Raw genomic sequence first — 26,644 nt, forward strand, 5'->3', positions numbered from 1 at the left:
CATATGCGTTCTATTATATATTTAGTGATTGGTGTTTTCTTCGGAATTGTTTTATTCAAATCTGAAGCTGCTTCTTGGTTTAGAATCTATGAAATGTTTCAGTTTGGATCTTTTCATATGTATGGGATTATAGGTTCTGCTGTAGGGCTTGGAATTATTATCATTCAATTCATCAAAAGAAAGAATATAAAGTCTTTTTACAATGAAGAAATCCATATTCCACCAAAAGAAAGAAGTTTTAGCAGGTATATGTTTGGTGGAATTATTTTTGGATTAGGATGGGCACTTGCAGGTGCTTGCCCAGGACCTATGTTTGTACTTTTGGGAGCAGGTTATCTACCTATTTTTATAGTAATCATTTCAGCAATATTAGGCACCTTTCTGTATGGAGTTATAAAAGATAAATTACCCCACTAATTCTAAAGTTAACTCATTTTTAGAAGGTACTTTTTTCTGCCAACAATTGATATTATAAAAAGTAGTGTCTGCTATATTAGTAAGTGCTTCTTTTGTGGCAAATGCCTGATGCGGAGTAAGTAATACATTGGGTAATTCAATTAATTTTTGTAGCTGCAGGTCTTTGGGTTTATTTGTTGATCGATCATAGAAAAAGACCTCACTTTCGTTGTCATAAACATCTGTACCATAAGCAGCAATCCTTTTTAGTTCCAGAGCTTGTATGATATCTTTAGTATTTACTATCCCTCCTCTGGCAATATTGATAATGATCACATCCTTTTTTACATATTGAAGAAGGTCAGCATCTATTAAATGGTGTGTTTCACTATTAAGAGGGGTACTTAAGAAGATAATATCAGATTGTTGACATAAATTTTCCAGATCGGTATATTTTGTATCATACTCCTCTATTAACTTTTTATCTTCATAAATATCATTAGCAATAATTCTACAGTTAAATCCGTGCAGGATCCTGGCAATTACTTTACCAATTCTACCTGTACCAATAATTCCAACTGTTTTTTTATTAATATCGAACCCAACAAGATTACTTAGTGAAAAATTATAACTGCTTACCTGTTGATTTGCGAGTATTAATTTACGGTTCAGAGCCAGTAATAAGGCTACTGCATGTTCTGCAATAGCTTCAGGAGAGTATCCAGCTGCATTAGCTACCTGGATTCCTATTTTTTTTGCAGTTTTAAGGTTTACATTATCATATCCTGTAGAACGTAAAGCAATGTATTTTATCCCGAAGTCTTTTAGTTTTTCTAGAACTACAGAAGATGCATCATCAGCCGAAAAAATAGAGATAGCATCAAAACCTATAGCCAATCGAGCAGTTTCTGCGGTAAGTCTCTCTGGGATATACTTAAGCTGATGAATATCATTATTAGCCTTTTCCAGAAAAGGAATCTCAAAATCCTTAGCGCTATATATCAAGATCTTCATTCGCTTCTTCATCTAAGATTAGTAATTGTTGCTCTTTTAATGCCCATACCAATACTTTTACATAGTCATTGACTGCTTTTTTTACATTTTCGGGCTCAGTAACATCAATAGAACCTTTCCAGATCAGTTCACGTTCTTTATCCGGGCAAATGCAATACAAAGATGATTCCGCATGAAAAATTTGATATTCTTCATAATAATCCTGATCGTGATAGATCTCCTGACTATCATAATAATCCTCCCTGAAATTACTAAATGTTTTATCCAGGTTTCTTGTGGCAGAAACTACCGTAACTTTATCAGATACTCCAACAACTTTAGATAATAATATGGCATCAAAACCTTCTTCTAAAAGTTGGGACTCAAGCCCCAAAAGTTCATCTTCGGTTTTAGGGGAATCCGTATAGAACTTTTCAAAAAAGTCCAGACTTTTAACCACATTAACACCATTTTTATTTAGTGTTGAAGCTAGCTTGCGTTCAAAAACCTTTCGATTATCTAATTCTGCTGTAATTCCTATTACTAGCACTTTTTGAGCTTCGAAAGTATCGATATCCGGGTTTTTCCAGTTTTCTACCAATTCGCTGGATGAACATCCGATGAATAGAATGGTACTGACTAGATATACATATATATTCTTCATTTTTTTATGGATTAGGTTTTCCTTTTTGGATGATTTTATTTAGACGGTTTACCACAATATTGGTATAATCCGGAACTTTTTCTATAATGGACTCTCCTGAAATTACATCTATATCTTCCAGAGCAATATTACTGCTTCCTACTGTAGAAAGGATAATTAGTTTATCTAACTCATTTGGGTATTCTTTGATGTACCTTTTTAGATTGCGGGGAGGACTACCATATTCCCAAGAGTTAATAACAATTAGGGCGTCCCATTTATTAATAGGCACCGTAAATAGCGTATATACATCAATTACTTTAAAATAAATAGAATCCTTTTGATAATATTTTAGTATCCCATGAACCAATGAATCCTTAAATGGACTCCCCTGAGAAGCTATTAATACTTTGGTTTTTAGATCCGGATCATTTACCTCAAAAGGAATTACGGTATCCATAGAATAGGTATACTCATACCAAATCCAGAATCCTGCAAACAGAATTAAAATGATGATTACTATTTTTTTAATTATTTTCAATAGACTAGCTCAATAAACGTTTTTGTTTGCTTTGTTTCATTATCATTTTGATCAGGTCAAAAATTTTTCTTTTCACCTCTTTATACTCCTGTTGATATGTATCTACCTCGATAAGTAATACTCGATGTTTTTCTTTGTATTCTTTCTCTTCTTCAGGCTGATCCATACCATCCACTAATATGGTAAGTTCATTACAATGATTAATCACCTTTTTTAGTAACGGATTAATCTCATTTTGTTTTTTAGACAATTCGTTTACGACCTTCTTACTTTTCTCAAAAATGTTTCCCGATATCAGCTGTAAGGTGTAATTTTCGATAAGTTCATCCAAGAAGTGTTGTTCATCTTTAATAAACTTAAGTTCTGAAACCCAATTCAAAGAAGCTTCATGTAACTCCTCCGGACTTTTCCATTCTATGTATTTTGTATTTGGTGTTTTTGCTTTCATAATCCATCTATTTAAAAAAGGCAGAAATAACAAACCTCATTTCTGCCTTTTTTATAGTTAAGCTATATCAATTACTCTTTTTGGTGGCTCTTTGGCCTCTTCTTTTTTCAAAAGATCAAGTTTCAGAACACCATTTTTGTAAACAGCTTTTACCTTTTTATTTTGATCCACACTGGTAGGTAATTGTAATTTTCTATCAAATGAGCTATAATTAAACTCCCTACGGGTATAGTTTTCTTCCTCTTCTACTTCTTCCTTGCTCTGCTTGGCACAAATGTGCAAAGTGTCATTTTCCATAGTTACTTCTATATCTTTTTTTGAAAAACCAGGAACTGCAAGTTCGATTTCGAAGTTATCTTCATTTTCCTTGACATTCATTGCGGGTAAATTTCTATCTCTTACAAAAAAATCATCTGCAAAAAAGTCATCTGTGTCCATCCAGGTTGCTATCCGATCATTAAACCACGGAAACCTGTTCTTGTTAAATTTAATTAATGACATAACGTTAAGGTTTTTTAGAGTTATTAATTATTGTTTGTTTTATGCTAAAATTAGGTTGATCATAAAGCCTATGAAATGATAATTGTCAGTTTGCCAGTATTTTGAATTCATTTCTTTTTCTTTTTCAGAATTCCACCAGCATATCTGAATACATCAGATTTTAACTCCTGAAAATCATTATGGAAATTAATATATGTATCCCCTAATAGCTGATGGTTCTGATAATGATAGTGATCATAAGAAACTGTATCACAATCAAGTATTCCTCCTAATTCACTTTCGTGTTTTCTTATGGCTTGATAAATAGTATCTATTTCTTCTTCAACCTTTGTTATTTTTTCTCTAAACTCTTGAAGCCTCTCAAAAAGGTTAGGAGTAGTAGGCTCAAACACATAAGAATTGAGTAGCTGTTTTATAAATGAAACTTCTCCTTCTATAAACTGAAGGCTAGATTTCCAGGCTAGAGCATCCAAATGGATCTCTTTAAGTTCTTTTTCAGATGTTTTGGATATAGTTGTCATCGGATATGGTTTTAAGGTGAACTAAACATGGCATAGGAAGCTACCAAAACCATAAGCTTAAAAAAATGACAATTATCAGTTTAGAAGTAACATTAACATAGCTTTAGGTAAGAATTTCTAAAACGTCATAAAGCTTAGGAATTTGCACTTTCCATCGATAAGCATCTTGTATTTTTACTCTCAAAGTATCTAAGGCTGTAGCTTCTCCATGGATAAGAAACACTTTTTCAGGAACATTCTTAATACTACTCATCCAATCCATTAATTCTTGCTGATCTGCATGCGCCGATAAGCTTTCTATAGAATATATTTTTGCCTTTACCGAATAATATTTACCATATATTTTGACTTCATGAGTACCTTCTTGAAGTAATCTACCACGTGTACCCTCAGCTTGAAAACCTACTAGCAGAACTGATGTTGTTTCTAAATCTATGAGCTGTTGCAAATACGTAAGTACTCTTCCTCCAGTAACCATACCGCTACCGGCAATAACAATTTTGGGACGAGGATTATCTATAATTTCCCAAGTTTCTCTATATGAGGTGACAATATTAATATGGTTACAAATAGCACGGTATTCATTCAGGGGTAGTTTATGCCAATCAGGAAAACTTTCGAAAACAGAAAGTACATTGTTACCCATTGGGCTATCTACATAAATTGGAATATTAGGAATTCTGTTTTTTTGGTATAATTTCCATAATATGTACATCAATACCTGTAATCGTTCAACTGCAAAAGATGGAATAATCAATGTACCTTTTTTATATAATGTATCCTGAATCAGTTCGATCAGTTTTTCCTCGATATCATCTGTGGGATGTAATTTATTTCCATAAGTACTTTCGACAAAAAGAAAATCTGCCCATTTAGGCTTTTTAGGATTTCTCAATAATACATCGTGCTTTCTTCCCAAGTCTCCTGAAAACACGAGAATCTTTCCATATATTTCTAATTCTATAAAAGTAGATCCTATGATATGCCCATTATAATGAAATCTATATCGAATGTCTTGGGATAAAGAGATCCAACGATCTTCCTCCTTATGTCGAAAACACCTAATTGTTTGTTCCGCATCTTTTTCAGTATAAAAAGGTAATGCCGGATCATGTTTAGAATATCCTTCTTTATTTGCTTTTTCTGCCTCTTCCTCATGTATCTTAGCACTATCTCTAAGGATAATTTCTGTAATTGCCAGTGTTGGTGAGGTCCCAACTATGTTTCCAGTAAATCCTTCTTTTACCAATCGCGGCAAATACCCTGTATGATCAAGATGTCCATGGGTTAACAAAACAATATCAATTTCGGAAACAAGAATTGGCAGAGGTTCCCAGTTTAATTTCCTCAACTCCTTTACACCCTGAAACATCCCACAATCAATTAAGATGTTTTTCTGCGGTGTTTCAATATAAAACTTTGAACCTGTGACCGTTCTTGCAGCTCCAAGAAAATGAATCTTAATCGATGACATAAACATTTATTTACAGGTTACGCAGCATTGTAATTTCTTTTAGAATTTTTTGTTTTCGTTGTTCAGAAATACCTAAATGGTCGAGATAAAAGACATCTCCAATAAGTTGTTTACACAATACGACATCTCTGCTAAGCAAAAACTGCTTTTCTCTATTGGTAAGCAAGGTGGAAACTGTTATTGGGTACAACCCTAATCGATCTACTCTATCTTTAAGACTATTCTCTTTTGGGTAATCCCAGCTTAATAGATATAAACCTGAACATTCACCATATTGAGTTGCATCTTTTGTAAAACGAGTATTGGTTACTACCCAGCCTTCATCAGGAATCATATTGACAAAATCCTGATTCTGATGAAGTGCAATGACATCCTGAAATCTGGAATGAATATATAGTGGAACTTTTACGTTACAATTACGTCCTTCTTCGCTGTGGAATTTACACTCTATTAAAATATACTTGCCATTTTTTCTGGCAATTACATCTACCTCATGAGAAACGCATTTCCCCTTAATGATTTGACCAACTTTGACTTCATATCCCGAATATTGTAATATTGCAGCAATAAAACGTTCAAAAGGAAAACCCGTTGGCCCTAACTCATAGATTGCTTTTTTTAGTTTATACTTTGATGCAAAAAAGGATTTCTTCTTTTTCAGCAATGCATACGCACGGTTATAAATCTCTTTAGTAGTAATCCCTTGATACAATTCATCTAGTACTTTATCTATGATTTGCTCAACGACCTTTTCATCAGCTCCACTACGTTTTAGTGAGTTCCGAAGTTTATGAAGTGAAAATTTAACCTTTTCTCCAGAAGATTTTATGATATCAAAATCTTGATTTTTCACACCTCTATCCCTTATCAGCTTTTTTAAGCAAACACGCAAATAGTTCACCTTTGGTCAATAGAAGCTATTTGCGTGTTCTATAAACAACTAGAAATATCTATCAATACAGCAACGTTATCAAACGGTACTTTTTTTTGGTTTCTTAAAATAATCCCTAACCAAAGCTCTTGTTTGATTTTCAGTCATGCTATCTGCTTTAAAAAGACCATCTAACTTTTGGTGGATTTCTTTATAATTTTCATTCAGTTCTTTTACAAATTTTTCTCCCGCCTCTGCCGGTCCAAAAATGACCAGTTTATCCGCATCTTTTATAAAAGGGATGATTTCTTTAAAATAAGCCTTGAATTGATTCTTTTCTCGTTCTAAATATTTACTATCCTGAACTACATCTTGCGGACCACCTTTTAATCGAGTACCCGAACCCCCGTGTATACGAAAATCCTCAATCTCTGATGGTATAGTAATCATCTTTTCTCCAACCTCCTTGACTTCAATAATGTAAGCTTTTTCTTTGTCCATCCAGATTCCTATAGTTTTCATTTTTTTTGTGTTTAATTGTTATATATGCCCTCCTGAAACGGAAAACATGTTTAGTATTGTTTTTTTAACTTCTTAAATCATGTAGAGCCAATACCGGTACTGTAGATTTATATCCTAAGTCTTTGACCATAGGTCGCGAAAATATACTGCCAAAGAAACTGTGTTTTCTATTAAAAAAAGTAATCATATCACTCTCTCTACTCTCTACAAAACACCGTACACCAGACTTAACATCAATATTATTAAGGGTATGAAAAGAATACTTTAAATTCTCAAAACTCTCCTCTAATAATTTTTTATTGCTTTCTTGTTCTGCGGTCAAAGGTTCTCCATTAGTAATATACAATACCTTTAATTCTGCATTACTGATTTGTACAACCTCTATTAAATCCTGTAGTTCTCTTCGTTTAAAATTCATATTGAAATCTGTCGGGAAAACGATTTCTTTTAAAGTTTTGTGATCAGCTCCCGCAGGGACAGCCATTACAGGACAGCCTCTGGATTTTTCCATAACTAAAACCGTATTGCTTCCATAAATTATATCAGAAGCATTGGTTGCTCCTTTGGTACCCATAATGATCATGTCTATATCTTGTTTTTCTACAACATCTTTAATCGCCTCCAAAATACTATTGAATTGAGATATCATAAAAAACTTATGACCAGGATATTCGTCTCTAAATGATAGTCTTTCTAAAATCTTACCTAAACCCTCTTCTGACTTAGCTTTGGCTTCATCAAAAATCTTTTCTCCTGGTTCAGGAACCATCATACTTTCCAGAGCGTATCCAGTAGCATTAAAAGTATTAAGGACATAAAAGTCACATTCCTGATTTTTATAGAGCTCTATGGCATAAACGATAGCATTCCAAGCATTTTTTGAGAAATCGGTAGGTAATAAGATCTTCTTTTTCATGTGTAAAGGTTTTATGTTTATGTAGTATAAAAATATAATCTGAACAGATCGAAAACTATGATAATTATCAACTCATGTCCGGTATTACTAAAAAGGGAACTATTGGATGAAAGCCTATTTTTTTAATTACAGGTTCATGTGTAATACCTTCCATAAAACTATGTTTATAGTTAACCATCACCAGCATATTGACACTAAACTGCTGAATAAAAGTATTAATGAGCTCTGTCTTTTTTGATAGTTTGAATACCCAATGCATACTATGTTTAAAGTCTTTTAGATATTTTTTAAGTGCTGCATAATTATGTTCCTGTATTTCGTCTAATTTTTCTTCTTCGTGTATATGAAAGATTCTAATATGAGCATTGAATAAAGATGCTATCTCTATCAATGGTTTTAATTCTTCTTCTATATAAAATCGTCTAAAATCTGTAGGGAATGCAATTTCTACAGGTTTTTCAAAGTCGAATTCATCAGGAACCATAAGAACAGGACAACCTTTGATCTTTTGGATCACTTTTACCGTATTACTACCCATAAAAATTTCTTTGGCACCACTAGCACCTTTGGTTCCCATAACCACAAGATCTATCTCTTTAATTTTAATTGTTTTATTAATAGTTTCAGGAAGTTTTTTGGACACTGAAATGGTTTCAAAAGTATGGTCCAGCTCATCTGTATCCCTAACTATGGCATGAAAAGTTTCTGTTAACTTATCTTTAGACTCCCTGGCAAGTTGTTGATATAAAATATCTCCTTTACTAGTATCTATTCTACTGGTTAAAATGGGGGTGTTTACATCAAATGTATTTAGAATATAAAACTGACAAGGTTGATTTTGAAATAACCGTGTAGCATAGAAAAGCGCACTATATGCATTATTCGAAAAATCGGTTGGAACAAGTATACGTTTCATCTTTTTTAGGTTTTATGGGTTGTCATATCCTTAATATAAATGCTCTTTTTCTGAGAAAGTGGATTCAAAAGAGTTTTCTACGTCGAACCCATCAGGAACAGCCAAGACAGGACATTTTTTTATTTTTTGAATTACATTGGCAGTATTACTTCCTATAAAAAAGCCTTTGGCACCAGTAGCTCCTTTGGTACCCATCACAATGATATTTATATCTTTATTTTTTATAGTTTCCTTTAGGGATTCTAATAGCTCCTTAGAACTTGAAATTGTCTCAAAACTATGATCAAAATCTTCAGTATCTCTTACAATAGAATGCATTACTTCTGTCAATTTCTCCTTACAATTATCAAGTGATTTTTGATATTCTGAGCTATCTTTATGATTATCAATTCTACTAGTTAGAATATGAGTTTCTGCATCAAAAGTATTCAGTATATAGAATTTACACGGCTCATTTTTAAACAAGCGTGTCGCATAGTAAAGAGCATTGTACGCATTGATAGAAAAGTCCGTTGGAACAAGTATTCGTTTCATATCGTTTGATTTTATAAGTGATATTGTAAAATTATCTCTAAAAAACCCCGAATACTATGACAAATCTCAGTTATCAGCAGGTATAACCAAAAATGGGATTGTGGTATGGAAAGTAATTTTTTTAATAACTTTTTCTCTAAATAATCGTTCAATAAAACTATGTGGATAATTGATCATAGCCAACACATCTATTTCTAATTCTTCAATAAATGCCTGTATCGCTTTTTCTACAGTCGAGAAATCAGGAATTACATGAAAATCATATTTTAATTTTTTAAAATACTCTTCTAACGAGTTCGAATTATAATGCTGAACTATATTTAGCTTTGGTTCATCATATACATGAATCATACGTACAGTTGCATCTTGACTTTTTGCAAGGTTCACAATAGGCTGAATTTCTGCCCTATGGTATATTCTTGCGAAATCTGTAGCAAATGCTACATTCGAAATTTCTTCAAAATAAGATTCTTCTGGTATGATAAGAACCGGACAATTAGGCATTTCCTTAATCACTCTATGGGTGTTACTCCCTAAAAAAATCTCCTTGGCTCCTGTTGCTCCTTTGGTTCCTATGACTATACTATCATAATGGTCTTTCTTGGTCATTTTTCTTAAAACCTTTGACAGAGAACCTGATTTAGAAATAGTTTTAAAGCTATGATCTAAAGAAGTATTAGAATTGCTTATATCATCAAGGATCATTTTTAATCCCTGCTCAGACTCAATTTTAACAGTTTCATAAAGATGTCCTACTCGTTGAGAACTAACTGTAGTAACAAGTTTTACAGGAGTTATATCATATGTGTTTAGGATATAAAAATCACATGGAATATTAGCATACAATTCCATTGCATATAAAATAGTATTCCACGCATTATCAGAAAAATCAGTTGGAATAAGTATCTTCTTCATTTTTAAGCGTTTTTTGTACATTACTTTTTCCAATTCTATCTTCTGACGGAATCACAAGAAATGGAATATTGGTATGATATGCTATCTGGTTAATTACAGGGGTAAATAATAAGTTTTCAAAAAATGAATGCTTATTATGAATCATTACTAAGAGATTAATTTTGTGTTTTTTCTGAAAATCTTCTACAGCTTCTAATACATCCATACCATCAGCAATATGGAAAATATGAGCATTATTCTTAAAGTATTCATCCAGAAAATCCTTCACTTCTTCCTGTTCATCATCCAATGGGACTCCGTAATATGCATTAAGGATATTAAGCCTGCTTACATGTTTATCACATATGTTTTTTACCAAGGATAAGTATTTATTATTAACACTAAGATTATAATCTGTGGGGAACAGTATATCCTTAGGTTCTTCATATTCAAATCCTGATGGAACTGCAATAACTGGACACTTCACTTTTTTGATTGTATACATCGTATGCGTCCCGATAAAGATTTCTTTAGCACCAGTAGCTCCTTTAGTACCCATAACAATGAGGTCAATATTATACTTTTCGGTGGCTTCTTTAATCTCTCCGATTAATGTATTAAATGCAGATATTCTAACAAAACTGTGTTTTGCGTTTTTAAACTCGCTCTTAATTTTTTCTTCAATTCTTTCTATCTCGCGTTTAGAGTTTATCATACCTACATCTTCCATTCCATAAAGTGTAGGGTTCTCAATAAGATATCCCGCATGGTATGATACAGGAGTAAATGTGTTTAGCAAGTAGAAGGTGGTTTCTTCGTCTTTAAAAAATTGTATAGCATATCTGATCGCATTCCATGCGTTATCCGAAAAATCTGTGGGTAATAATATTCTTTTCATCACTGTATAGTTTTAATATCGTTCTAAATTCTGCATTACTAAAAAAGGGATTTTGATATGTAATCCTATTTTATCAATTGTGGATTGATATAAAATATTCTCTAAATAAGAATGTCTAGAGTTGACCATAACCAAAAAATCTATTTTGTTTTTTATAATAAACTCGTTAATTGCAGCTGTAAGATTCTCCGACTCTTCTCTATGAAACTCAAGTTCAGTTCCTTGTAATGAGTTTTCCAGGAAAGCTTTGTTATCTTCCTGCCTCATAGACAGATGATCATAGCTAGCGATATGTAAGAAGTTAGTTTTTGATCTAAAGCTTTTGGTTAGCGTATATAATAATTTTAATTCTCTTCGCTTATAAGGCATTAAATAATCAGTAGGAAACAATATGTTTTTAGGCTGATGATAAGAACAGTTACTGGGAATAGCTAAAACAGGACATTTTACATATTTAAGTACTTGTAATGTATTACTCCCAAAAGTTAACTTTCGATCATTGGTTTTGCCTCTTGTACCCATAATTAGGATATCGGTATTTTCCTTATCGACTATATCATTTGCCTCATCTATTAAAGTACCAAAAGTAGAAAGAGTAGTATACGTATGTCTGGGGTTTGGAGAAACTTGTTTGATGATCTTAATTATTTCTGATAATTGTTGCTCTGAATTTTTATGAACACTGTCTTTTAGTTCATCAAAAATCTTTCGAGAAACTAATGTATTATGATCATATACCTCATCAGCATATGCATGAAAAATCAAAAATTCACTTCGCTCATACTTAAAAAGCTCCATAGCGTAACGAATCGCATTCATTGCATTTTCTGAAAAATCTGTTGGAATCACTATTTTTCTCATCATCAGATGTTTTGATGTGTTTATCTCAAAACTAGCTAAGAACGAGCTTAGAAACTATGATTTTTGTCAGTTAAGTCATTCGATTTTTAGCTAATCTTTAAGACCTGTTACGCTTTAATTTTTTTATATTAACTTAAAAATTAGCAATGAAAATTTCTGCAATTTTAATGGTAATTATTACCTCTGTGATGCTATTATTAGTAACTATATTGGCAGTCATGAACTTTTCATTCAGTTGGGTGTTTTATCTTACTTGTATTGGTCAACTTATGATTATTATAATGGTATATAAAGTTTTAAAAGACAAGTATACGACTGACAAAACCTTTAAAGATTTTTATGAGGATCATCCTATCCCTAAAGATCAATAGAACATATCATTATTTTACCGCATTCCTTCTAGTTTGGATTTCTTTTTAACCGTTTTGGAAAATGAAGAACTCATTCCTAATTCTGGGATTACTAAAAACGGTATTTGGGTATGGAATGCAACATTTTTGATAATTGGTTCACGAGTTAGTTTTTCTACAAAACTATGCTGATAATTAAGCATTGCCAATAAATAAACCCCTAGTTCATCAATAAAAACCTGAAGTGATTTTGATATAGAATCTCCTTTGGTTATAGTATGCTGATAGTATTCAACCTCTTCAAGATATTTCTGTAACATTCCTAAATTAAACTGTTGTTCCTCAGTTAATACACCATCCTCTTGTTGTATGTAAACAATTCTCACCACTGCTTTAAAAGATTTTGCCATATCCACAAGAGGTTGTAATTCTTGCTTACTATAAAAGTGGTTAAAATCAGTAGCAAATGTAATTTCTTTAGGCTTAGATATAAAACTGAAACTTTCAGGAACGGCAATTACAGGACAACTTTTAATAGTATTAATAACTCGCACTGTATTACTGCCCATAAACACTTCTTTGCCACCTGTTGCTCCTTTTGTCCCCATAATGATGAGATCAATCTTTTCTTTTTTCACAACATCTTCTATCATATCAACCACAGCTCCTAAAGCTGTCACGATCTCAAATTGATGTTCTGTATCAGGATATACTTCTAACAATGTAGTTTTTATGCGCTCCAGATTATTAATAGCATTGGTTTTTACAATATTTTCTATGTTACGCTCTGCGGGAACATCAGAAAGATGCACCGTCTCATAAATAATCTTATGATACGTATGTAACAGATAAAAAGTACAAGCAGAATCCTTAAAGAGAGACACAGCATATTCAATAGCATTCCAGGAATTTTCTGAAAAATCTGTGGGTAACAGTATTCTTTTCATAACGTGTTGTATTACATGGTCTCAAAACTAATCTGTTACCAAGGGTATAACTATGATTTTTATCATATTATATCAGAATAGTCTTTTTCATTTTTGCAATAAATAAATATCTATTATGATAACGCCCCTGTGTTACCACTGTGGAAATGATTGTGGTAAAACAATAATTACTTATGATAAAAAAGACTTCTGCTGTAATGGTTGTAAAACTGTATATGATATTTTTTCGAGTAATGATCTATCCTGTTATTATGATCTACAATCAGCTCCTGGAGCCATTCCTGAGGAAATTGAAGGAAAGTACGATTATCTCGACAATCCTACTATTGCTGAAAAACTAATAGAATTTAGCGACAACACCACTGAAATTGTTACTTTATATATTCCTCACATTCATTGTAGTTCTTGTATTTGGATTTTAGAAAATTTACATAAACTTCAACCCGGTATAAGTACGTCTCAGGTAAACTTTCCTAAGAAAACAGTTCGTATTACTTTTAATCCAGGACATAGTACGTTAAAAAAAGTAGTATCATTACTCAGTTCTATAGGATACGAACCCTATATCAGTCTTGATGATTATACTTCTGGAGAAAAGCAGGTCAACAGAAATCTGATATATAAACTTGGAATAGCCGGATTCGCTTTTGGTAATGTAATGTTCTTATCATTCCCTGAATATTTTGAAGTATCAGAATTTTGGTTGGAAAAATATAAACTTGTGTTTCGTTGGTTGATGTTTGCCTTCTCATTACCGGTGGTTTTTTATGCTGCACAGGATTATTTTATATCCGCCTATAAGGGACTACGATCCAAACTATTAAACATTGATGTACCTATAGCTTTGGGCATATTAGTACTTTTTGTTCGTAGCACCACCGAAATCATTTTTGATTGGGGTACTGGTTTTTTTGATAGCCTTACGGGATTAGTATTCTTCTTACTGTTAGGAAAGTTCTTTCAACAAAAAACATATTCGTTTTTATCCTTCGAAAGAGATTATAAATCCTATTTCCCTATTGCAGTAACCAGAATATCATCCAAAACACAAAAAGAGGAAAACATACAGGTATATGACATTAAGCAAGGAGATCGATTACTAATTCGAAATGGAGAGTTGATCCCCGTGGATGGCATTCTAATTAAAGGAAATGCACAGATTGACTATAGTTTTGTAACCGGTGAAAGTGAATCCGTCACTAAACAATCCGGAGATAAAATTTTCGCTGGTGGTAGACAATTATGTGGTGCTATTGAAATTGAAACTCTTAAATCTATGGAGCAAAGTTATCTAACCCAATTATGGAGTAATGATGTGTTTGCTAAAGATAAAACCGCATCCTTTGTAAATCTAACTGACACGATAAGTAGGTATTTTACAATAATCATTCTTTGCGTTGCATTTCTCGCTACCACATTTTGGATATTCACTGATGCTTCTAAAGCAATTAATGTCTTTACTGCAGTACTGATTATCGCATGTCCCTGTGCTTTAGCATTAGCTCGCCCTTTTGCTTTAGGAAATATGTTGCGTGTTTTTGGAAAAAGCAAATTTTATCTCAAAAATGCAGACGTGATCGAACAATTGGCAATGGCAGATACTATTATTTTTGATAAAACCGGTACTATTACTACTAATCAAAAAAAAAGCATTGAGTACCATGGACTGGAATTAACTTTAGAAGAAGAATTATTGCTCAAAAATACATTACGCGCTTCAAATCATCCATTAAGTAGAACACTATATGAAATGCTTGCTGAACAGGATATCCTAACCCTGGATGAATATCAGGAACACTTAGGAAAAGGAATTGAAGGTAAGTCTGCTCACAATACCATTAAAATTGGCTCTTCAACTTTTGTTGGTGATAGTGGTGATACTGATACCTTAAAAACCAATGTACATATCAATGTTAATGATCAATACAAAGGGCAATACACATTTCATAACCAATATCGTGAAGGTGTAAAACAAGAATTTGAAAAATTATCCAAAACCTATACACTATCTATCCTATCAGGAGATAATGAAGGAGAAAAAGAATACCTCCGTCAAATGCTTCCTGAAAACACCTCCCTTTACTTTAATCAAAATCCAGACGATAAACTAAACTTCATAAAGTCATTGCAGCAAGAAGAAAACAATGTTATCATGATTGGTGACGGGCTAAATGATGCCGGGGCTTTGGCACAAAGTAATATTGGTATTGCAATTTCAGAAAATGTCAATGTATTTTCACCGGCCTGTGATGCTATTCTGGATGCTTCAAAATTTGACAGAATTTATGATTATCTAAAAGCTTCAAAAAGTACTATTGGTATTATCAAATCCAGTTTTATATTATCATTCTTGTATAATATCATTGGTTTATATTTTGCCGTGACAGGGCAATTATCGCCTATCATTGCTGCTATATTGATGCCATTGAGTTCAATTTCGATTGTAGTATATGTAACTATGTTTACCAATTGGTATGGTCATAAATTAAAATCTTAAAAAAATGAGCCCTGCCGATCACAACCCTATAGAGTACTTTCAGAAATGGTTTCATGAAATTCATCAAAAATATCCGGAAATAGAAGCCAATGCCATGCTACTATCAACCATTGGTTTAGATGGATATCCCAAAAGCAGAATCGTCTTATTAAAACAGTTTACCTGGGAAGGTTTTATCTTCTTTACAAATTATGAAAGTGAAAAAGGAAAAGCCATTGCTTCTAATAACAATGTCTCTATATTGTTTAATTGGTCAGTATCTCACCGTAAAGTTCTCATCTCTGGCAGTGCAGAAAAAATTCCCGAAAACCTATCAGAAGGTTATTTTGAATCTAGACCGGAAGGAAGTAAATTAGGTGCTTGGGCTTCTAAACAAAGTGATATTGTAACTTCAAGAAAAAACCTGGAAGATCAACTTAAGCATTATCAATCAAAATTTAAGGACAGAGACATTCCTAAACCAGAATATTGGGGTGGGTACATCATCAAGCCTGAAGTGATAGAATTCACTAAATATGATGCGCTCCTTGGAGTAAACAAAATCATTATATATAAGATGCAATCGGATTATAATTGGTCAAAAGACATTAAGTATAGTATTGTCTAGGTCAACTGTAATCATTCTCGAAATCCATTCTTAACCTGGCATGTCTTAATCCCAAATAATCGATATAAAGGACACCAGCCCATAAAGCCGGTAATGACTAATACTCCAGAAACAGATAATAATACAATACCTAAAGTCCCCGATACATAATTTTCATAGAATAAATACGCCAATACAATTCCAATAAGGATTCTGATAACACTATCTATTTTTCCTAAGTTCTTTTTCATTTCCAAATAAATTAAAATACAGGATATTAAATCTTTACAAATTTGAAAAACAAATACAACCTAAAAGATGATAATTGTCATTTTATGGAAGCTTTAATAAACCAACCTTTGTAGTATTAAAACCAACTAAAGACATAGCCACATTGTCTGAAAACTAAAAACTTGAACTATGAAAGACATCACTAAAATTCTTGTTCCATTTGATCTAACCACCACAACAGATAGTGCACTACACTATGCCGCTAACTTTGTAAATCTGGATGAAAGTATTGAGATTTTATTAATCCATACATCAGATGCATCCGATGAAGCTTCATATGAAAAGAAGGTAAAAGACAAAGTAGAATATATCAAAAAAGAATATCCTTATTTCAAAGGTTCAATACGCTGGGTAATTACAACTGGAGATATAGTCCAAAATATCCTTGAAACCCAAAAAGAATATTTGGCAGATCTGATTATTATGGGTACCAAAGGTGCTGAAAGCGATCAAGCAGTAACAAATACATCTAAGTTGGTACTAGAAGCTGATTGTCCAGTAATTGCTATTCCAGAAGGTACTAAAGAATTTGAGCTTAAGAAAATTGCATTGGTTTTAGGAAAAAACGAAATTGAAGACGCTACAGTTCTCGAAATCCTATTAAATATTGCCAGAAGGTTTCATGCCGAAGTACACGTATTAACGATATGTAATGAAGACGGAACCTATGGTTATTCCGCTATTGATGAGAAGAATGAAACTACTCTAGAATATTATCTAGAAAATTTCTATTCACATCATACATTTCAGGAAAACACTGATATAGAGAAAGGAATTTTTGATTATATCAATGACAAAGAAATTGATTTACTAGCTATTTTACCTAGAAATCATTCTAAAAAAACTAAACCCTCTGAAGGTAGATTAACACAATTATTGACACTTCATACATCAGTACCACTTTTGACGATTGATTAACTTTTCCAGAAATAAAATTTCTGAAAATAAGATAAAAGGCCTCCCTTTTAATCACTAAAAAATCAACTTCTAAAAGAGGTATCAAATGTATATCATGTTAATCATATTTATAATCACCATCGGTTTGTTTATTTGGGGTAAATATCCGCCAGATGTAGTAGCCCTACTATCGATGCTAAGTTTATATCTAACAGGAATTCTGGATGTGTCAGAAACCTTCAGCGGTTTTAGTAATACAACAGTAATTATGATTGCTGCGCTATTTATTATCGGTGAGGGGTTAGCACAAACAGGTTGGACCGCCCTAGCTGGTAACAAATTTATTCAATGGGCAGGCAAAAGTGTTCCGAAACTGCTTGTAATAATTACACTAGGTGGAGGTGTATTATCGGGTTTTGTAAGCAATACTGGTACAGTAGCTACATTACTTCCGGTTACAATTTCAGCTGCCTGGAATATTGGGACACTGCCTTCAAAACTATTGATGCCAGTAGCATTTGGCTCAAACACAGGTGGATTACTCACCTTAACCGGGACACCACCTAATATTATTGCCAGTAACGCATTAGTAGAACATGGATTTACTGGTTTTTCGTTCTTTGAATTTGGTTTGATTGGATTGCCATTATTGATCGCTGCGATTATTTACTTCAGGTATTTCGGTTATAAACTGCTACCTAGTTATCAAACAAGAAACAGACCTGTGAATATTGATTCAGAACTTCATAAATGGATTGAAGCATATCGTGTGGACCAAAATTACTTTAGACTACGAGTAAGATCAATTTCTCCTTTACTAGGAACTAGAATAAAGGATTGGAATTTTGAGGAAAAGTATCAGGTTTCTATTATTCGATTAAAAAGAAGACATCCTAATCGGTTCCAGGGAACACCTTCTTTTATCGAATTCCCTAATGAAGATACAGAATTTATGTATCACGATATCATTACGGTAAAAGGTGAGACTGAAGCCATTAACAAAATCATGATCGATTTCAGATTAGGATTATGGAGATTGGATCCTATACAGGAAGAACTAAAAAACAACCTTATTAATCAGGAAGTAGGAATGGCAGAAGTGATCGTAACACCAAAATCCCTATTCGTAGGCAGAAAAATTAAGATAGGGGATTACTTCGAGCGATTTCAGATCCAACTTTTAGGAGCTTCCAGAAACAATGAGCCTCTTCAGGATAAAGAAATAAAGGTAAAAGCCGGAGATGCCTTTCTCATTAGAGGTTCATGGAAAAATATTGGAGAGCTTCAGGAAATGTTTGAGAATCTTGTTATCTGTGGTAGCCCCGAGGGTATGGCAAGAAATGTAGAAGTATTAACCCCAAAATCATATATAGCCTTAGGAACATTATTACTAATGATTGTTCTGCTGGTTTTTAAAATCGTTCCTGGAGCTATAGCTGCATTGATTTGTGCGGGTATTATTTTGATCACAGGTTGTGTTCCTATCACCAAGGCTTATAAAGGTATTAGCTGGACCAGTGTGATTATGATTGCTGCAATGATTCCAATGGGAATTGCACTACAGAAAACCGGAATCGCACAAATGGCTGCAGATGGTTTAGTAAAATATTTAGGTGTTATTCATCCTTTGGCTTTGTTAGGCGGTATATTCCTGTTAACTACTGCATTTAGCCAGACGATCAATAATTCGGCTACGGCGGTATTAATGGCACCCATAGCAATTTTGGCTGCCTCCAACCTGGGAATATCACCAAAACCGATTATGATCACTGTGGCGATTAGCGCTTCAACAGCATTTCTTACTCCAGTTGGCACGACCACCAATGCTATGGTAATGTCAGCTGGAGGTTATAAGTTTTTAGATTACATAAAAGTAGGTGCACCTCTACTACTATTATTTTTTGTTATGACCCTTTTACTGGTGCCAATGATATGGCCCTTTTAACCAACAACGTATTACAACTTTAAATTATTTAGAAAATGGAAAATGTATTAAAAGCAAAAGTCAATCTTGAGAAATATGGACTAAAAGAAACTACTGTCCATTACAACCTTTCTCCAGAGAAACTTCAGGAAATTACTATTGAAAAAGGAATGGGAAGAGAAACTTCTAATGGTACACTAGCCATTAATACTGGTAAGTTTACAGGAAGATCTCCAAAAGACCGTTTCTTGGTAAAAGACGAATATACCAAAGATAAAGTTTGGTGGGGTAAAACTAATAAACCTATTGACCCGGATAAGTTTGATCTGTTACAACATGAAATTATCAATTATATGTCAGGAAAAGAATTATACGTAAGAGATGCTTATGTATGTGCAGATCCTGAGTATAAAATGAATGTGCGTACGATCACAGAATATCCTTGGTCAAATATGTTTATTTATAATATGTTCTTACGTTGTGAGGAATCTGAGCTGGAGAATTTTCAGGAAGAATGGTTAGTACTATGTGCTCCAGGATATGAAGCAAAAGACCCTGCAGCTTATGGAATTAGACAAGGAAACTTCTCTATTCTTAACTTTACTAAAAAGATTGCATTAGTTGGAGGATCTGCATATACCGGAGAGATGAAAAAAGGAATTTTCTCTGCCTTAAATATGATCCTTCCTATTGAAAAGAATGTCTTGCCCATGCACTGTTCTGCAAATGTTGGAGAACTAGGAGATACTGCTATTTTCTTTGGGTTATCAGGAACCGGAAAAACGACCTTGTCTGCTGATCCTGATCGCAAATTAATAGGAGATGATGAACACGGGTGGACTGCAGAAAACACTATCTTTAATTTTGAAGGAGGTTGCTACGCAAAAGTAATCGACCTAACAGAAGATAGAGAACCAGATATTTTTAGAGCTATTAAACCTGGTGCTATTCTAGAGAACGTAGTTTTTAAAGAAAATGGTGAAGTAGATTTCGAAGATAGTTCTATTACCCAGAATACACGTGTAAGTTATCCTATCTATCATATCGATAATATACAACAACCATCATATGCTAAGAATCCTAAAAATATTTTCTTCCTTACCTGTGATGCATTTGGAGTGTTACCACCAGTATCTAAATTAACTCCGGGACAAGCTGCATATCACTTTATCTCAGGATATACTGCTAAAGTAGCTGGTACTGAAGCTGGAATTACGGAACCTGTACCATCATTCTCTGCTTGTTTTGGAGAACCTTTTATGCCATTACACCCAACGGTTTATGCTGAGATGTTGAGTAAAAAAATGAAGGAAGCAAATGTAAATGTTTGGTTAATTAACACCGGCTGGAGTGGAGGGGCATATGGAGTTGGATCTCGCATTAGGCTAAGACATACAAGAGCTATGATCTCTGCTATTCTAGAAGGAAAATTAAACAAAGTAAATTATGAACAGCATCCTATTTTTGGACTATTTATGCCAGAATATTGTCCGGGTGTACCTTCAGAAATTCTGGATCCTATGAATACCTGGAAACAAAAAGGAGCCTATATAAGTAAGTCTATACAATTAGCGCATTCTTTTCACCTTAATTTTGAAAAGTTTGCAAATCAAGCTTCTCAGCAAATTATTGAAGGTGGACCACTAATTGATGAACATCACCACTTAGAAGAACACGTATAATTAATTTGTTAACATTCAAATACTAATTTTTACTGTCAGAAGGGTGCCCTGCATAAAGTTCAGGGCACTCCTAATGATGGTATAGGCATACATTTATTCACCAACAAACCACCACTACCCTAACCAGGTATTAGTTTATTTCATGATTTACAAAAACATACTTCCTATTTTAATAGGGCTAATGACCCATTTTTGGACTGTAAATAGTATTGCACAACAACCGGACACCAACGTCCAAGATAATAATAAACCTTTACAATGGTATCTCAATGAACAGAAAACCAGATGGATAGGTTTTCATACCTACGCTCAGTTTTGGGCGAGGGCAAATGATAATAATCCCGGCAGTATTGTTTCTGAAAAGGCACAACAAACAACAACAGATCTTTCCATACGAAGGTTTCGAATTGGTATCAAAAGTCAGGTTTCTGAAAAGCTATTTATATATACTCAGTTTGGAACTAATAATCTTAATTATCTGACGAACAGGAAAACTTCTATAAAACTATTAGATGCCTATGTCGAATATAGTTTTTCAGAAAAATTTAATATTGGTGCAGGGAAATCAATATGGAATGGATTATCGCGTTTTTCTTCGCCAAGTACGTCAAAGTTAATGATAATTGATGTTCCGTTTCTAGCACTTCCGACCTTAAATACCACTGATGATCTATTGCGAAATTTAGGTGTGTTTGTAAAAGGTAAGCTACACAAAATTGATTATCGATTCATAATGTCTAAACCATTTCCTATACAATCTGAAATTGATCCGGGAGAAGGAATTGCAGAATTTGCAAATACTCATACTGATATGCAATATGCTGGATACATAAAATATGAGTTTTTGCAACCAGAAAACAATAAATACGCAACTCATAGCGGAACATATGTAGGAGAAAAAAATATCCTGAGCATTGGAACCGGATTTAAATATCAATCAGATGCTTTATGTTCATTAGATCAGGGAATAGAGAAATTTCATGACTTGAGTTTATTTGCAGCTGATGCATTTCTTGATGTCCCAATTAACAAAAATAAAGGAACGGCACTGAGTGCATATTTAGGATTCTTTGAGTATGATTTTGGACCCAATTATATACGATCTATAGGGGCAAATAATCCAACAGATGGATTGGATCCCGTAAGCGCTTCATTTAACGGAAAAGGAAATTCTTATCCGGTCATAGGAACAGGAACTTCGATACTTTATCAAATAGGATATTTATTTCCTAAAATGGGAAAAAATCTAAACACAGGACAGTTACAACCCTATCTAAGAATGCAATATTCTGATTTTGAACGATTAGAAAACCCCTTGACAGCATTTGATCTAGGAATAAATTGGTTTCTAAAAGGACACTCATCAAAAATAAGTTTCAATGCCCAAAATCGGCCTATCTATTTTGATCGAGGAAAGAGACCAAAAACTGAAGATCGTAAATGGATGTTTATACTACAATATCAGTTTAAGCTGAAATAAAATTACCAAAGAACACCTTATAAGTTAGTAAATCTTTAACATATGATAAAAATCATATTTTAACAAAAATTATAAAACAACATTTGTGATATACCAATAAATACCACAATATTTTATGAAAATAGCAAAACCTTTACTCGTTCTGTTTTTAATTTTCTTTACCACTCATATATTTTCTCAACTGACAATCGACGCTGATCTCAGAGCACGTTTTGAGTATCGACATGGGTTTAACAACTTGTTTCCTGACGATGCAGATCCCGCAGCCTTTGTAACTCAGCGTTCTCGGCTTAATATCGGTTATAAGCAAGAAAAGCTTAAAATATTTCTTGCAGTTCAGGACGTCAGTACCTGGGGAGACACACGTCAGATATTGATTAGTGACGGCAATGATTCCTTTTCATTATTCCAGGCTTGGGGACAAATTTACCTTAACCCTAAATGGTCTCTCAAAGCTGGGCGACAAGTCATCTCTTATGATGATCAACGTATTTTTGGAGAATTGGATTGGGCGATGCAAGGTCGTTTTCATGACGCTGCGTTAATCAAATACGAAAGCGAAAAATTCAAAGCTGATATCGGAGCCGCTTTTAGTCAGGAGGGACAACCTAATGAAGGTACCGGGTTCGATATTCAGGGATTCTTTACCTATAAAGCCATGCAGTATGCATACCTAAAACATCATTGGAAAAAAAGCTCAGCCAGTTTTCTATTCCTCAATACAGGATTCCAAAAATTTACAGGAGTAAATAACGATGTGCCCGATGGAACCTTCTATAGACAAACCACAGGCTCCTATTTTACATTTCCTATAAGCAAAGTCAATCTTGTAGGTAGTGCTTATTATCAATTCGGAAAAGCGGATGCAACTACAGATCTAAGTGCTTATCAAGTTTCTCTGGAAGCTACTTACAAGCCCGGAAAAATATTATATGGATTAGGTGTAGAAGTATTAAGCGGTACGGATCAAGATGGAGACCGTAAGAATAAATCGTTTTTTCCTTTATATGGCACTAACCATAAGTTTAATGGGTATATGGATTATTTCTATGTAGGTAACCACGCCAATAATGTTGGGCTTAACGATTTATATGCAAAACTAGTTTTTACAACCGGAGAGAAGTCAAAGTTGCTTCTTAAAGGACATTACTTCATGGCTAATGCAGATCTAACTGCAGATGAAGATAAGTATCTGGGTACAGAAGTAGATGTTGTATTTACACAGAAAATCATAAAGAACGTAAAACTTAATCTAGGGTACTCTCATATGTTCGCCTCAGAAAGTATGAGTTTGATTAAAGGTGGAAGACCAAATGATAATACTAATAATTGGGGTTGGGCTCAATTGATTATTAATCCCAATCTTTTTACTACAGATTTTAAAAAGGATATTCAATAAAAACACCTATCTTATAGACAGATAGGGAGTTTTTGTAATGGATAGATGTATTGAAGTAATTACTATAGTATCTAAAGCAATAAAAACATGCCTATAAAAAGTTATCTCGCCCATCCACATACAGGAAAAAAAGATGAGCTCATTAAGGCTTTATCATTAATACAGCAATGCGAAGTTATGCCTGCTCAGAATCAAGATGTGCTCATTTTGGTCACTGAAACAGAAAATAAAACTGAAGAAGCTACCCTAAAAGAAAAGCTGGACACTATTGATAGCCTAAAATTACTGGCTATGGTTTCCGGGTTTAACACTCCACAAAACAACTAATCCTATGTATACTTCCATAACCAATAGAAGAGAATTCATAAAAAAGATGGCTGTATTGTCTGCTATGACGGCAGCAGCCACAATGTTTCCGGGAATATTATTTGCCGAGGAACAAGAAAAAGGTATTCCTAACAGTGCTAACCTGGATTGGAAAAAAGCCCCTTGCCGTTTCTGTGGTGTAGGTTGCGGTGTGCTGGTAGGCACAGAAAATGGTAAAGCCATAGCGGTAAAAGGAGATCCAAAATCTCCTGTCAATAAAGGGTTATGTTGTGTAAAAGGGTATCACTCGATTATGGCTTTATATGGTAAAGACCGATTGACCAAACCTCTGGTAAAAAAGAACGGTCAATATGTCGAAACTTCTATGAAGGAAGCCCTTGACCTGGTGGCTTCTAAAATGCAGGACACTATAAAAAACCACGGTAAAGATGCAGTATCGATCTACGGATCCGGTCAATGGACTATTCCAGACGGGTATGCGGCTTCTAAGCTCTTTAAAGGTTGTATAGGAACTAACAATGTAGAAGCTAACGCTCGATTATGCATGGCTAGTGCGGTTACAGGTTTCCTGACCTCTTTTGGAATCGATGAACCAATGGGGTGCTATGAAGATATTGATTATGCCGATGTGTTTTTCCTTTGGGGAAACAATATGGCAGAAATGCACCCAGTACTTTTCTCCAGGTTATTAGATCAACGTTTAAAAAGAGGTGTGAAAATTATAGATTTTGCGACTAGAACTACCAGAACCAGTAAAGCAGCAGATTCATCTATTTTGTTTCAACCACAAACAGACCTGGCTGTAGCCAATGCGATCTGCTATGAAATTATTAATAACGGTTGGGTTAACAAATCTTTTGTAGATAAGCACTGCAACTTTAATAAAGGCCTTACGAATATGGGATATGGGCTTGAAGATAACTACAAGTTTAAGGATAAACCTGAGAAAATTAATTTTGAGGCCTATAAAAAATTTCTTGAAGATTACACCCCGGAAAAAGTATCCAAAATATCCGGAGTCTCAGTTAAGGATATCAAATATATGGCTGCTCTATATGGAGATCCTAACAAAAAGGTAATGTCACTATGGTGTATGGGAATGAACCAACATTCTCGAGGTACCTGGATCAATAATTTAGTGTATAATATTCACCTACTTACCGGAAAAATTTCTACGCCAGGAAATAGCCCATTTTCACTAACCGGACAACCGAGTGCCTGTGGGACCGTAAGAGAAGTAGGAACATTAACTCATAAACTACCACACGGTGTAGTAATGAATAAAAAACATCGAGAATTTGCGGCTAAAATATGGGATGTTCCAGTGGAAAACATAGATCCTAAACCAACCTATCATACTGTTGAAATGTTTCGAGCATTAGATAGAGGTGATATCCGATTTATGTGGATACAGGTAACTAATCCAATGGTAACAATGCCAAAGCTAAAGCGTTATAGAGATGGCGCCAAAAAAGAAGGACGATTCATCGTAGTTTCTGATATTTATCCAACACCTACCACCGATATTGCCGATGTCATCTTACCATCCGCTATGTGGATCGAACGAGAAGGGCTTTTTGGTAATTCTGAGCGTAGAACACAACACTTTGATCAAATGGTTGATCCTCCCGGAGAGGCGATGAGTGATACCTGGCAATTGGTGGAAGTAGCAAAGCGTATGGGATATGAAAAACAATTCTACTATAAAGAAGAAACACATATCGAAGAAATTTATACCGAGTATCGCAAGCATCACGATAATAAAAAACATAATATGGCCCCGTTAGAGGTGCTAAAATCTCAACCAGGAGCTATGTGGCCCTACGTAGACGGAAAATCTACACAATGGAGATTTAATGCCAAATATGACCCTGCTTGTTCTAACGGTGAAGATTTTCATTTCTATGGAAAACCTGATGGTAAAGCGATCATATGGCAACGACCCTACGAACCTGCAGCAGAAGAACCAGATGAAGAATATCCGTACTGGTTAAATACTGGTCGTGTTGTGGAGCACTGGCATACCGGATCTATGACCAGAAGAATTCCTGTACTACATAAAGCCATGCCTCATGCATACGTAGAATTACATCCTAATGATGCAAAACGATTACAGATCAAAACGGGTGACAAGGTAAAATTGACTACCCGTCGTGGAGAAATCATATTACCGGCTTCTATAGATCAAAGAGGTGTCCCTGCACCGATGCAGGTGTTTGTACCTTTCTTTGATGAAAATTTACTGATCAATGATATTACATTGGATTCTTTTTGTCCTATATCCAAAGAACCTGATTATAAGAAATGTGCTGTAAAAGTTGAAAAAGCCTAAGCT

28 protein-coding genes are annotated in these 26,644 nt (G+C 34.1%); 11 read left to right on the forward strand and 17 right to left on the reverse strand.

The features are described from left to right. Nucleotides 1–3: 3 nt before the first annotated feature. Nucleotides 4–417, forward strand: coding sequence for a DUF6691 family protein (locus J8M14_RS12775; RefSeq protein WP_211075005.1), 414 nt, complete (start codon nt 4–6; stop codon nt 415–417). On the opposite strand, the gene J8M14_RS12780 is transcribed toward J8M14_RS12775, so the two are convergent. The 15 genes from J8M14_RS12780 to J8M14_RS12850 form a co-directional block, all read right to left on the reverse strand. Continuing rightward, a complete protein-coding gene (locus tag J8M14_RS12780) occupies nt 406–1,410 on the reverse strand; it encodes a 2-hydroxyacid dehydrogenase (protein WP_211075006.1) in 1,005 nt (334 codons plus the stop codon). The two genes, J8M14_RS12775 and J8M14_RS12780, sit on opposite strands and share 12 nt — an antisense overlap. Beyond that, nucleotides 1,391–2,053 carry a hypothetical protein gene (locus tag J8M14_RS12785; protein ID WP_211075007.1) on the reverse strand — a complete coding sequence of 221 codons (663 nt, stop codon included), beginning with the start codon at nt 2,051–2,053 and terminating at the stop codon, nt 1,391–1,393. The genes J8M14_RS12780 and J8M14_RS12785 overlap by 20 nt, the downstream gene beginning before the upstream one ends. A gap of 4 nt (nt 2,054–2,057) precedes the next feature. Beyond that, nucleotides 2,058–2,573 (reverse strand): hypothetical protein, encoded by a 516-nt coding sequence (locus tag J8M14_RS12790; protein ID WP_211075008.1) that lies wholly within the window; start codon nt 2,571–2,573, stop codon nt 2,058–2,060. Between the two features lie 4 nt (nt 2,574–2,577). Further along, the gene (locus J8M14_RS12795; protein WP_211075009.1) at nt 2,578–3,021 is read right to left on the reverse strand and encodes a hypothetical protein; all 444 of its coding nucleotides are present in this window, start codon (nt 3,019–3,021) and stop codon (nt 2,578–2,580) included. Between the two features lie 57 nt (nt 3,022–3,078). After that, nucleotides 3,079–3,522 (reverse strand): Hsp20/alpha crystallin family protein, encoded by a 444-nt coding sequence (locus J8M14_RS12800; RefSeq protein ID WP_211075010.1) that lies wholly within the window; start codon nt 3,520–3,522, stop codon nt 3,079–3,081. A 107-nt stretch (nt 3,523–3,629) separates the two neighbouring features. Continuing rightward, on the reverse strand, nt 3,630–4,043 hold the full coding sequence (locus J8M14_RS12805) for a hypothetical protein (RefSeq protein WP_211075011.1): 414 nt from the start codon (nt 4,041–4,043) through the stop codon (nt 3,630–3,632). Nucleotides 4,044–4,146: 103 nt separating this feature from the next. Next, nucleotides 4,147–5,517 (reverse strand): MBL fold metallo-hydrolase, encoded by a 1,371-nt coding sequence (locus J8M14_RS12810; RefSeq protein ID WP_211075012.1) that lies wholly within the window; start codon nt 5,515–5,517, stop codon nt 4,147–4,149. Between the two features lie 10 nt (nt 5,518–5,527). Next, nucleotides 5,528–6,370 carry an ATP cone domain-containing protein gene (locus J8M14_RS12815; RefSeq protein WP_211075013.1) on the reverse strand — a complete coding sequence of 281 codons (843 nt, stop codon included), beginning with the start codon at nt 6,368–6,370 and terminating at the stop codon, nt 5,528–5,530. A gap of 117 nt (nt 6,371–6,487) precedes the next feature. Further along, nucleotides 6,488–6,910, reverse strand: a complete 423-nt coding sequence (locus tag J8M14_RS12820; protein ID WP_211075014.1) for a hypothetical protein — start codon at nt 6,908–6,910, stop codon at nt 6,488–6,490. 64 nt (nt 6,911–6,974) lie between these two features. Continuing rightward, a complete protein-coding gene (locus tag J8M14_RS12825; protein WP_211075015.1) occupies nt 6,975–7,826 on the reverse strand; it encodes a universal stress protein in 852 nt (283 codons plus the stop codon). Between the two features lie 67 nt (nt 7,827–7,893). Further along, a complete protein-coding gene (locus J8M14_RS12830) occupies nt 7,894–8,742 on the reverse strand; it encodes a universal stress protein (RefSeq protein ID WP_211075016.1) in 849 nt (282 codons plus the stop codon). A gap of 30 nt (nt 8,743–8,772) precedes the next feature. Beyond that, entirely contained in the window at nt 8,773–9,276 is a 504-nt protein-coding gene (locus tag J8M14_RS12835) for a universal stress protein (RefSeq protein WP_211075017.1), read from the reverse strand. A gap of 66 nt (nt 9,277–9,342) precedes the next feature. Then, nucleotides 9,343–10,191, reverse strand: coding sequence for a universal stress protein (locus J8M14_RS12840; RefSeq protein ID WP_211075018.1), 849 nt, complete (start codon nt 10,189–10,191; stop codon nt 9,343–9,345). Then, on the reverse strand, nt 10,166–11,068 hold the full coding sequence (locus J8M14_RS12845; protein WP_211075019.1) for a universal stress protein: 903 nt from the start codon (nt 11,066–11,068) through the stop codon (nt 10,166–10,168). The genes J8M14_RS12840 and J8M14_RS12845 overlap by 26 nt, the downstream gene beginning before the upstream one ends. A gap of 12 nt (nt 11,069–11,080) precedes the next feature. Further along, a complete protein-coding gene (locus tag J8M14_RS12850) occupies nt 11,081–11,929 on the reverse strand; it encodes a universal stress protein (protein WP_211075020.1) in 849 nt (282 codons plus the stop codon). Nucleotides 11,930–12,075: 146 nt separating this feature from the next. Between J8M14_RS12850 and J8M14_RS12855 the strand changes: the two genes are divergently transcribed. Continuing rightward, the gene (locus J8M14_RS12855) at nt 12,076–12,300 is read left to right on the forward strand and encodes a hypothetical protein (protein ID WP_211075021.1); all 225 of its coding nucleotides are present in this window, start codon (nt 12,076–12,078) and stop codon (nt 12,298–12,300) included. A 14-nt stretch (nt 12,301–12,314) separates the two neighbouring features. Here J8M14_RS12855 and J8M14_RS12860 read toward each other — a convergent pair whose 3' ends face one another. Further along, a complete protein-coding gene (locus J8M14_RS12860) occupies nt 12,315–13,226 on the reverse strand; it encodes a universal stress protein (protein ID WP_211075022.1) in 912 nt (303 codons plus the stop codon). A gap of 115 nt (nt 13,227–13,341) precedes the next feature. Here J8M14_RS12860 and J8M14_RS12865 point away from each other — a divergent pair, with 115 nt between their 5' ends. Together J8M14_RS12865 and pdxH are read left to right on the forward strand one after the other, a co-directional pair. Further along, entirely contained in the window at nt 13,342–15,723 is a 2,382-nt protein-coding gene (locus J8M14_RS12865) for a heavy metal translocating P-type ATPase metal-binding domain-containing protein (protein WP_211075023.1), read from the forward strand. A gap of 4 nt (nt 15,724–15,727) precedes the next feature. Then, nucleotides 15,728–16,330 carry a pyridoxamine 5'-phosphate oxidase gene (pdxH, locus tag J8M14_RS12870; RefSeq protein WP_211075024.1) on the forward strand — a complete coding sequence of 201 codons (603 nt, stop codon included), beginning with the start codon at nt 15,728–15,730 and terminating at the stop codon, nt 16,328–16,330. A gap of 11 nt (nt 16,331–16,341) precedes the next feature. Here pdxH and J8M14_RS12875 read toward each other — a convergent pair whose 3' ends face one another. After that, on the reverse strand, nt 16,342–16,560 hold the full coding sequence (locus J8M14_RS12875) for a DUF2892 domain-containing protein (RefSeq protein WP_211075025.1): 219 nt from the start codon (nt 16,558–16,560) through the stop codon (nt 16,342–16,344). 169 nt (nt 16,561–16,729) lie between these two features. Between J8M14_RS12875 and J8M14_RS12880 the strand changes: the two genes are divergently transcribed. The 7 genes from J8M14_RS12880 (at nt 16,730) to J8M14_RS12910 (ending at nt 26,641) form a co-directional block, all read left to right on the forward strand. Beyond that, a complete protein-coding gene (locus tag J8M14_RS12880) occupies nt 16,730–17,518 on the forward strand; it encodes a universal stress protein (protein ID WP_211075026.1) in 789 nt (262 codons plus the stop codon). A gap of 94 nt (nt 17,519–17,612) precedes the next feature. Continuing rightward, nucleotides 17,613–19,442 carry an SLC13 family permease gene (locus J8M14_RS12885; protein WP_247672630.1) on the forward strand — a complete coding sequence of 610 codons (1,830 nt, stop codon included), beginning with the start codon at nt 17,613–17,615 and terminating at the stop codon, nt 19,440–19,442. 35 nt (nt 19,443–19,477) lie between these two features. After that, nucleotides 19,478–21,103, forward strand: a complete 1,626-nt coding sequence (gene pckA / locus J8M14_RS12890) for a phosphoenolpyruvate carboxykinase (ATP) (RefSeq protein WP_211075028.1) — start codon at nt 19,478–19,480, stop codon at nt 21,101–21,103. Between the two features lie 181 nt (nt 21,104–21,284). Next, complete coding sequence (locus J8M14_RS12895) at nt 21,285–22,583, forward strand: porin (protein WP_211075029.1); 1,299 nt, start codon at nt 21,285–21,287, stop codon at nt 22,581–22,583. A 115-nt stretch (nt 22,584–22,698) separates the two neighbouring features. Then, a complete protein-coding gene (locus J8M14_RS12900; RefSeq protein ID WP_211075030.1) occupies nt 22,699–23,982 on the forward strand; it encodes an alginate export family protein in 1,284 nt (427 codons plus the stop codon). 87 nt (nt 23,983–24,069) lie between these two features. Next, a complete protein-coding gene (locus J8M14_RS12905; protein ID WP_211075031.1) occupies nt 24,070–24,309 on the forward strand; it encodes a hypothetical protein in 240 nt (79 codons plus the stop codon). Nucleotides 24,310–24,313: 4 nt separating this feature from the next. Then, nucleotides 24,314–26,641 (forward strand): molybdopterin-dependent oxidoreductase, encoded by a 2,328-nt coding sequence (locus J8M14_RS12910; RefSeq protein ID WP_211075032.1) that lies wholly within the window; start codon nt 24,314–24,316, stop codon nt 26,639–26,641. The last annotated feature ends 3 nt before the right edge of the window (nt 26,642–26,644 follow it).

Origin of the sequence: Aquimarina sp. MMG016 (genome assembly GCF_018100805.1) — a bacterium.
Lineage (GTDB): Bacteria > Bacteroidota > Bacteroidia > Flavobacteriales > Flavobacteriaceae > Aquimarina.

Bases quoted from the DNA above. Each gene is read 5' to 3' on its own strand.
- J8M14_RS12775 (WP_211075005.1), top strand. From the start codon at position 4: ATGCGTTCTATTATATATTTAGTGATTGGTGTTTTCTTCGGAATTGTT.
- J8M14_RS12805 (WP_211075011.1), bottom strand. From the start codon at position 4,043: ATGACAACTATATCCAAAACATCTGAAAAAGAACTTAAAGAGATCCAT.
- J8M14_RS12875 (WP_211075025.1), bottom strand. From the start codon at position 16,560: ATGAAAAAGAACTTAGGAAAAATAGATAGTGTTATCAGAATCCTTATT.
- J8M14_RS12910 (WP_211075032.1), top strand. From the start codon at position 24,314: ATGTATACTTCCATAACCAATAGAAGAGAATTCATAAAAAAGATGGCT.
- J8M14_RS12905 (WP_211075031.1), top strand. From the start codon at position 24,070: ATGCCTATAAAAAGTTATCTCGCCCATCCACATACAGGAAAAAAAGAT.
- J8M14_RS12855 (WP_211075021.1), top strand. From the start codon at position 12,076: ATGAAAATTTCTGCAATTTTAATGGTAATTATTACCTCTGTGATGCTA.
- J8M14_RS12795 (WP_211075009.1), bottom strand. From the start codon at position 3,021: ATGAAAGCAAAAACACCAAATACAAAATACATAGAATGGAAAAGTCCG.
- pckA (WP_211075028.1), top strand. From the start codon at position 19,478: ATGGAAAATGTATTAAAAGCAAAAGTCAATCTTGAGAAATATGGACTA.
- J8M14_RS12830 (WP_211075016.1), bottom strand. From the start codon at position 8,742: ATGAAACGTATACTTGTTCCAACCGATTTTTCGAATAATGCATATAGT.
- J8M14_RS12880 (WP_211075026.1), top strand. From the start codon at position 16,730: ATGAAAGACATCACTAAAATTCTTGTTCCATTTGATCTAACCACCACA.
- J8M14_RS12780 (WP_211075006.1), bottom strand. From the start codon at position 1,410: ATGAAGATCTTGATATATAGCGCTAAGGATTTTGAGATTCCTTTTCTG.
- J8M14_RS12810 (WP_211075012.1), bottom strand. From the start codon at position 5,517: ATGTCATCGATTAAGATTCATTTTCTTGGAGCTGCAAGAACGGTCACA.
- J8M14_RS12865 (WP_211075023.1), top strand. From the start codon at position 13,342: ATGATAACGCCCCTGTGTTACCACTGTGGAAATGATTGTGGTAAAACA.
- pdxH (WP_211075024.1), top strand. From the start codon at position 15,728: ATGAGCCCTGCCGATCACAACCCTATAGAGTACTTTCAGAAATGGTTT.
- J8M14_RS12840 (WP_211075018.1), bottom strand. From the start codon at position 10,191: ATGAAGAAGATACTTATTCCAACTGATTTTTCTGATAATGCGTGGAAT.
- J8M14_RS12785 (WP_211075007.1), bottom strand. From the start codon at position 2,053: ATGAAGAATATATATGTATATCTAGTCAGTACCATTCTATTCATCGGA.
- J8M14_RS12845 (WP_211075019.1), bottom strand. From the start codon at position 11,068: ATGAAAAGAATATTATTACCCACAGATTTTTCGGATAACGCATGGAAT.
- J8M14_RS12850 (WP_211075020.1), bottom strand. From the start codon at position 11,929: ATGAGAAAAATAGTGATTCCAACAGATTTTTCAGAAAATGCAATGAAT.
- J8M14_RS12825 (WP_211075015.1), bottom strand. From the start codon at position 7,826: ATGAAAAAGAAGATCTTATTACCTACCGATTTCTCAAAAAATGCTTGG.
- J8M14_RS12820 (WP_211075014.1), bottom strand. From the start codon at position 6,910: ATGAAAACTATAGGAATCTGGATGGACAAAGAAAAAGCTTACATTATT.
- J8M14_RS12900 (WP_211075030.1), top strand. From the start codon at position 22,699: ATGAAAATAGCAAAACCTTTACTCGTTCTGTTTTTAATTTTCTTTACC.
- J8M14_RS12835 (WP_211075017.1), bottom strand. From the start codon at position 9,276: ATGAAACGAATACTTGTTCCAACGGACTTTTCTATCAATGCGTACAAT.
- J8M14_RS12800 (WP_211075010.1), bottom strand. From the start codon at position 3,522: ATGTCATTAATTAAATTTAACAAGAACAGGTTTCCGTGGTTTAATGAT.
- J8M14_RS12860 (WP_211075022.1), bottom strand. From the start codon at position 13,226: ATGAAAAGAATACTGTTACCCACAGATTTTTCAGAAAATTCCTGGAAT.
- J8M14_RS12895 (WP_211075029.1), top strand. From the start codon at position 21,285: ATGACCCATTTTTGGACTGTAAATAGTATTGCACAACAACCGGACACC.
- J8M14_RS12885 (WP_247672630.1), top strand. From the start codon at position 17,613: ATGTTAATCATATTTATAATCACCATCGGTTTGTTTATTTGGGGTAAA.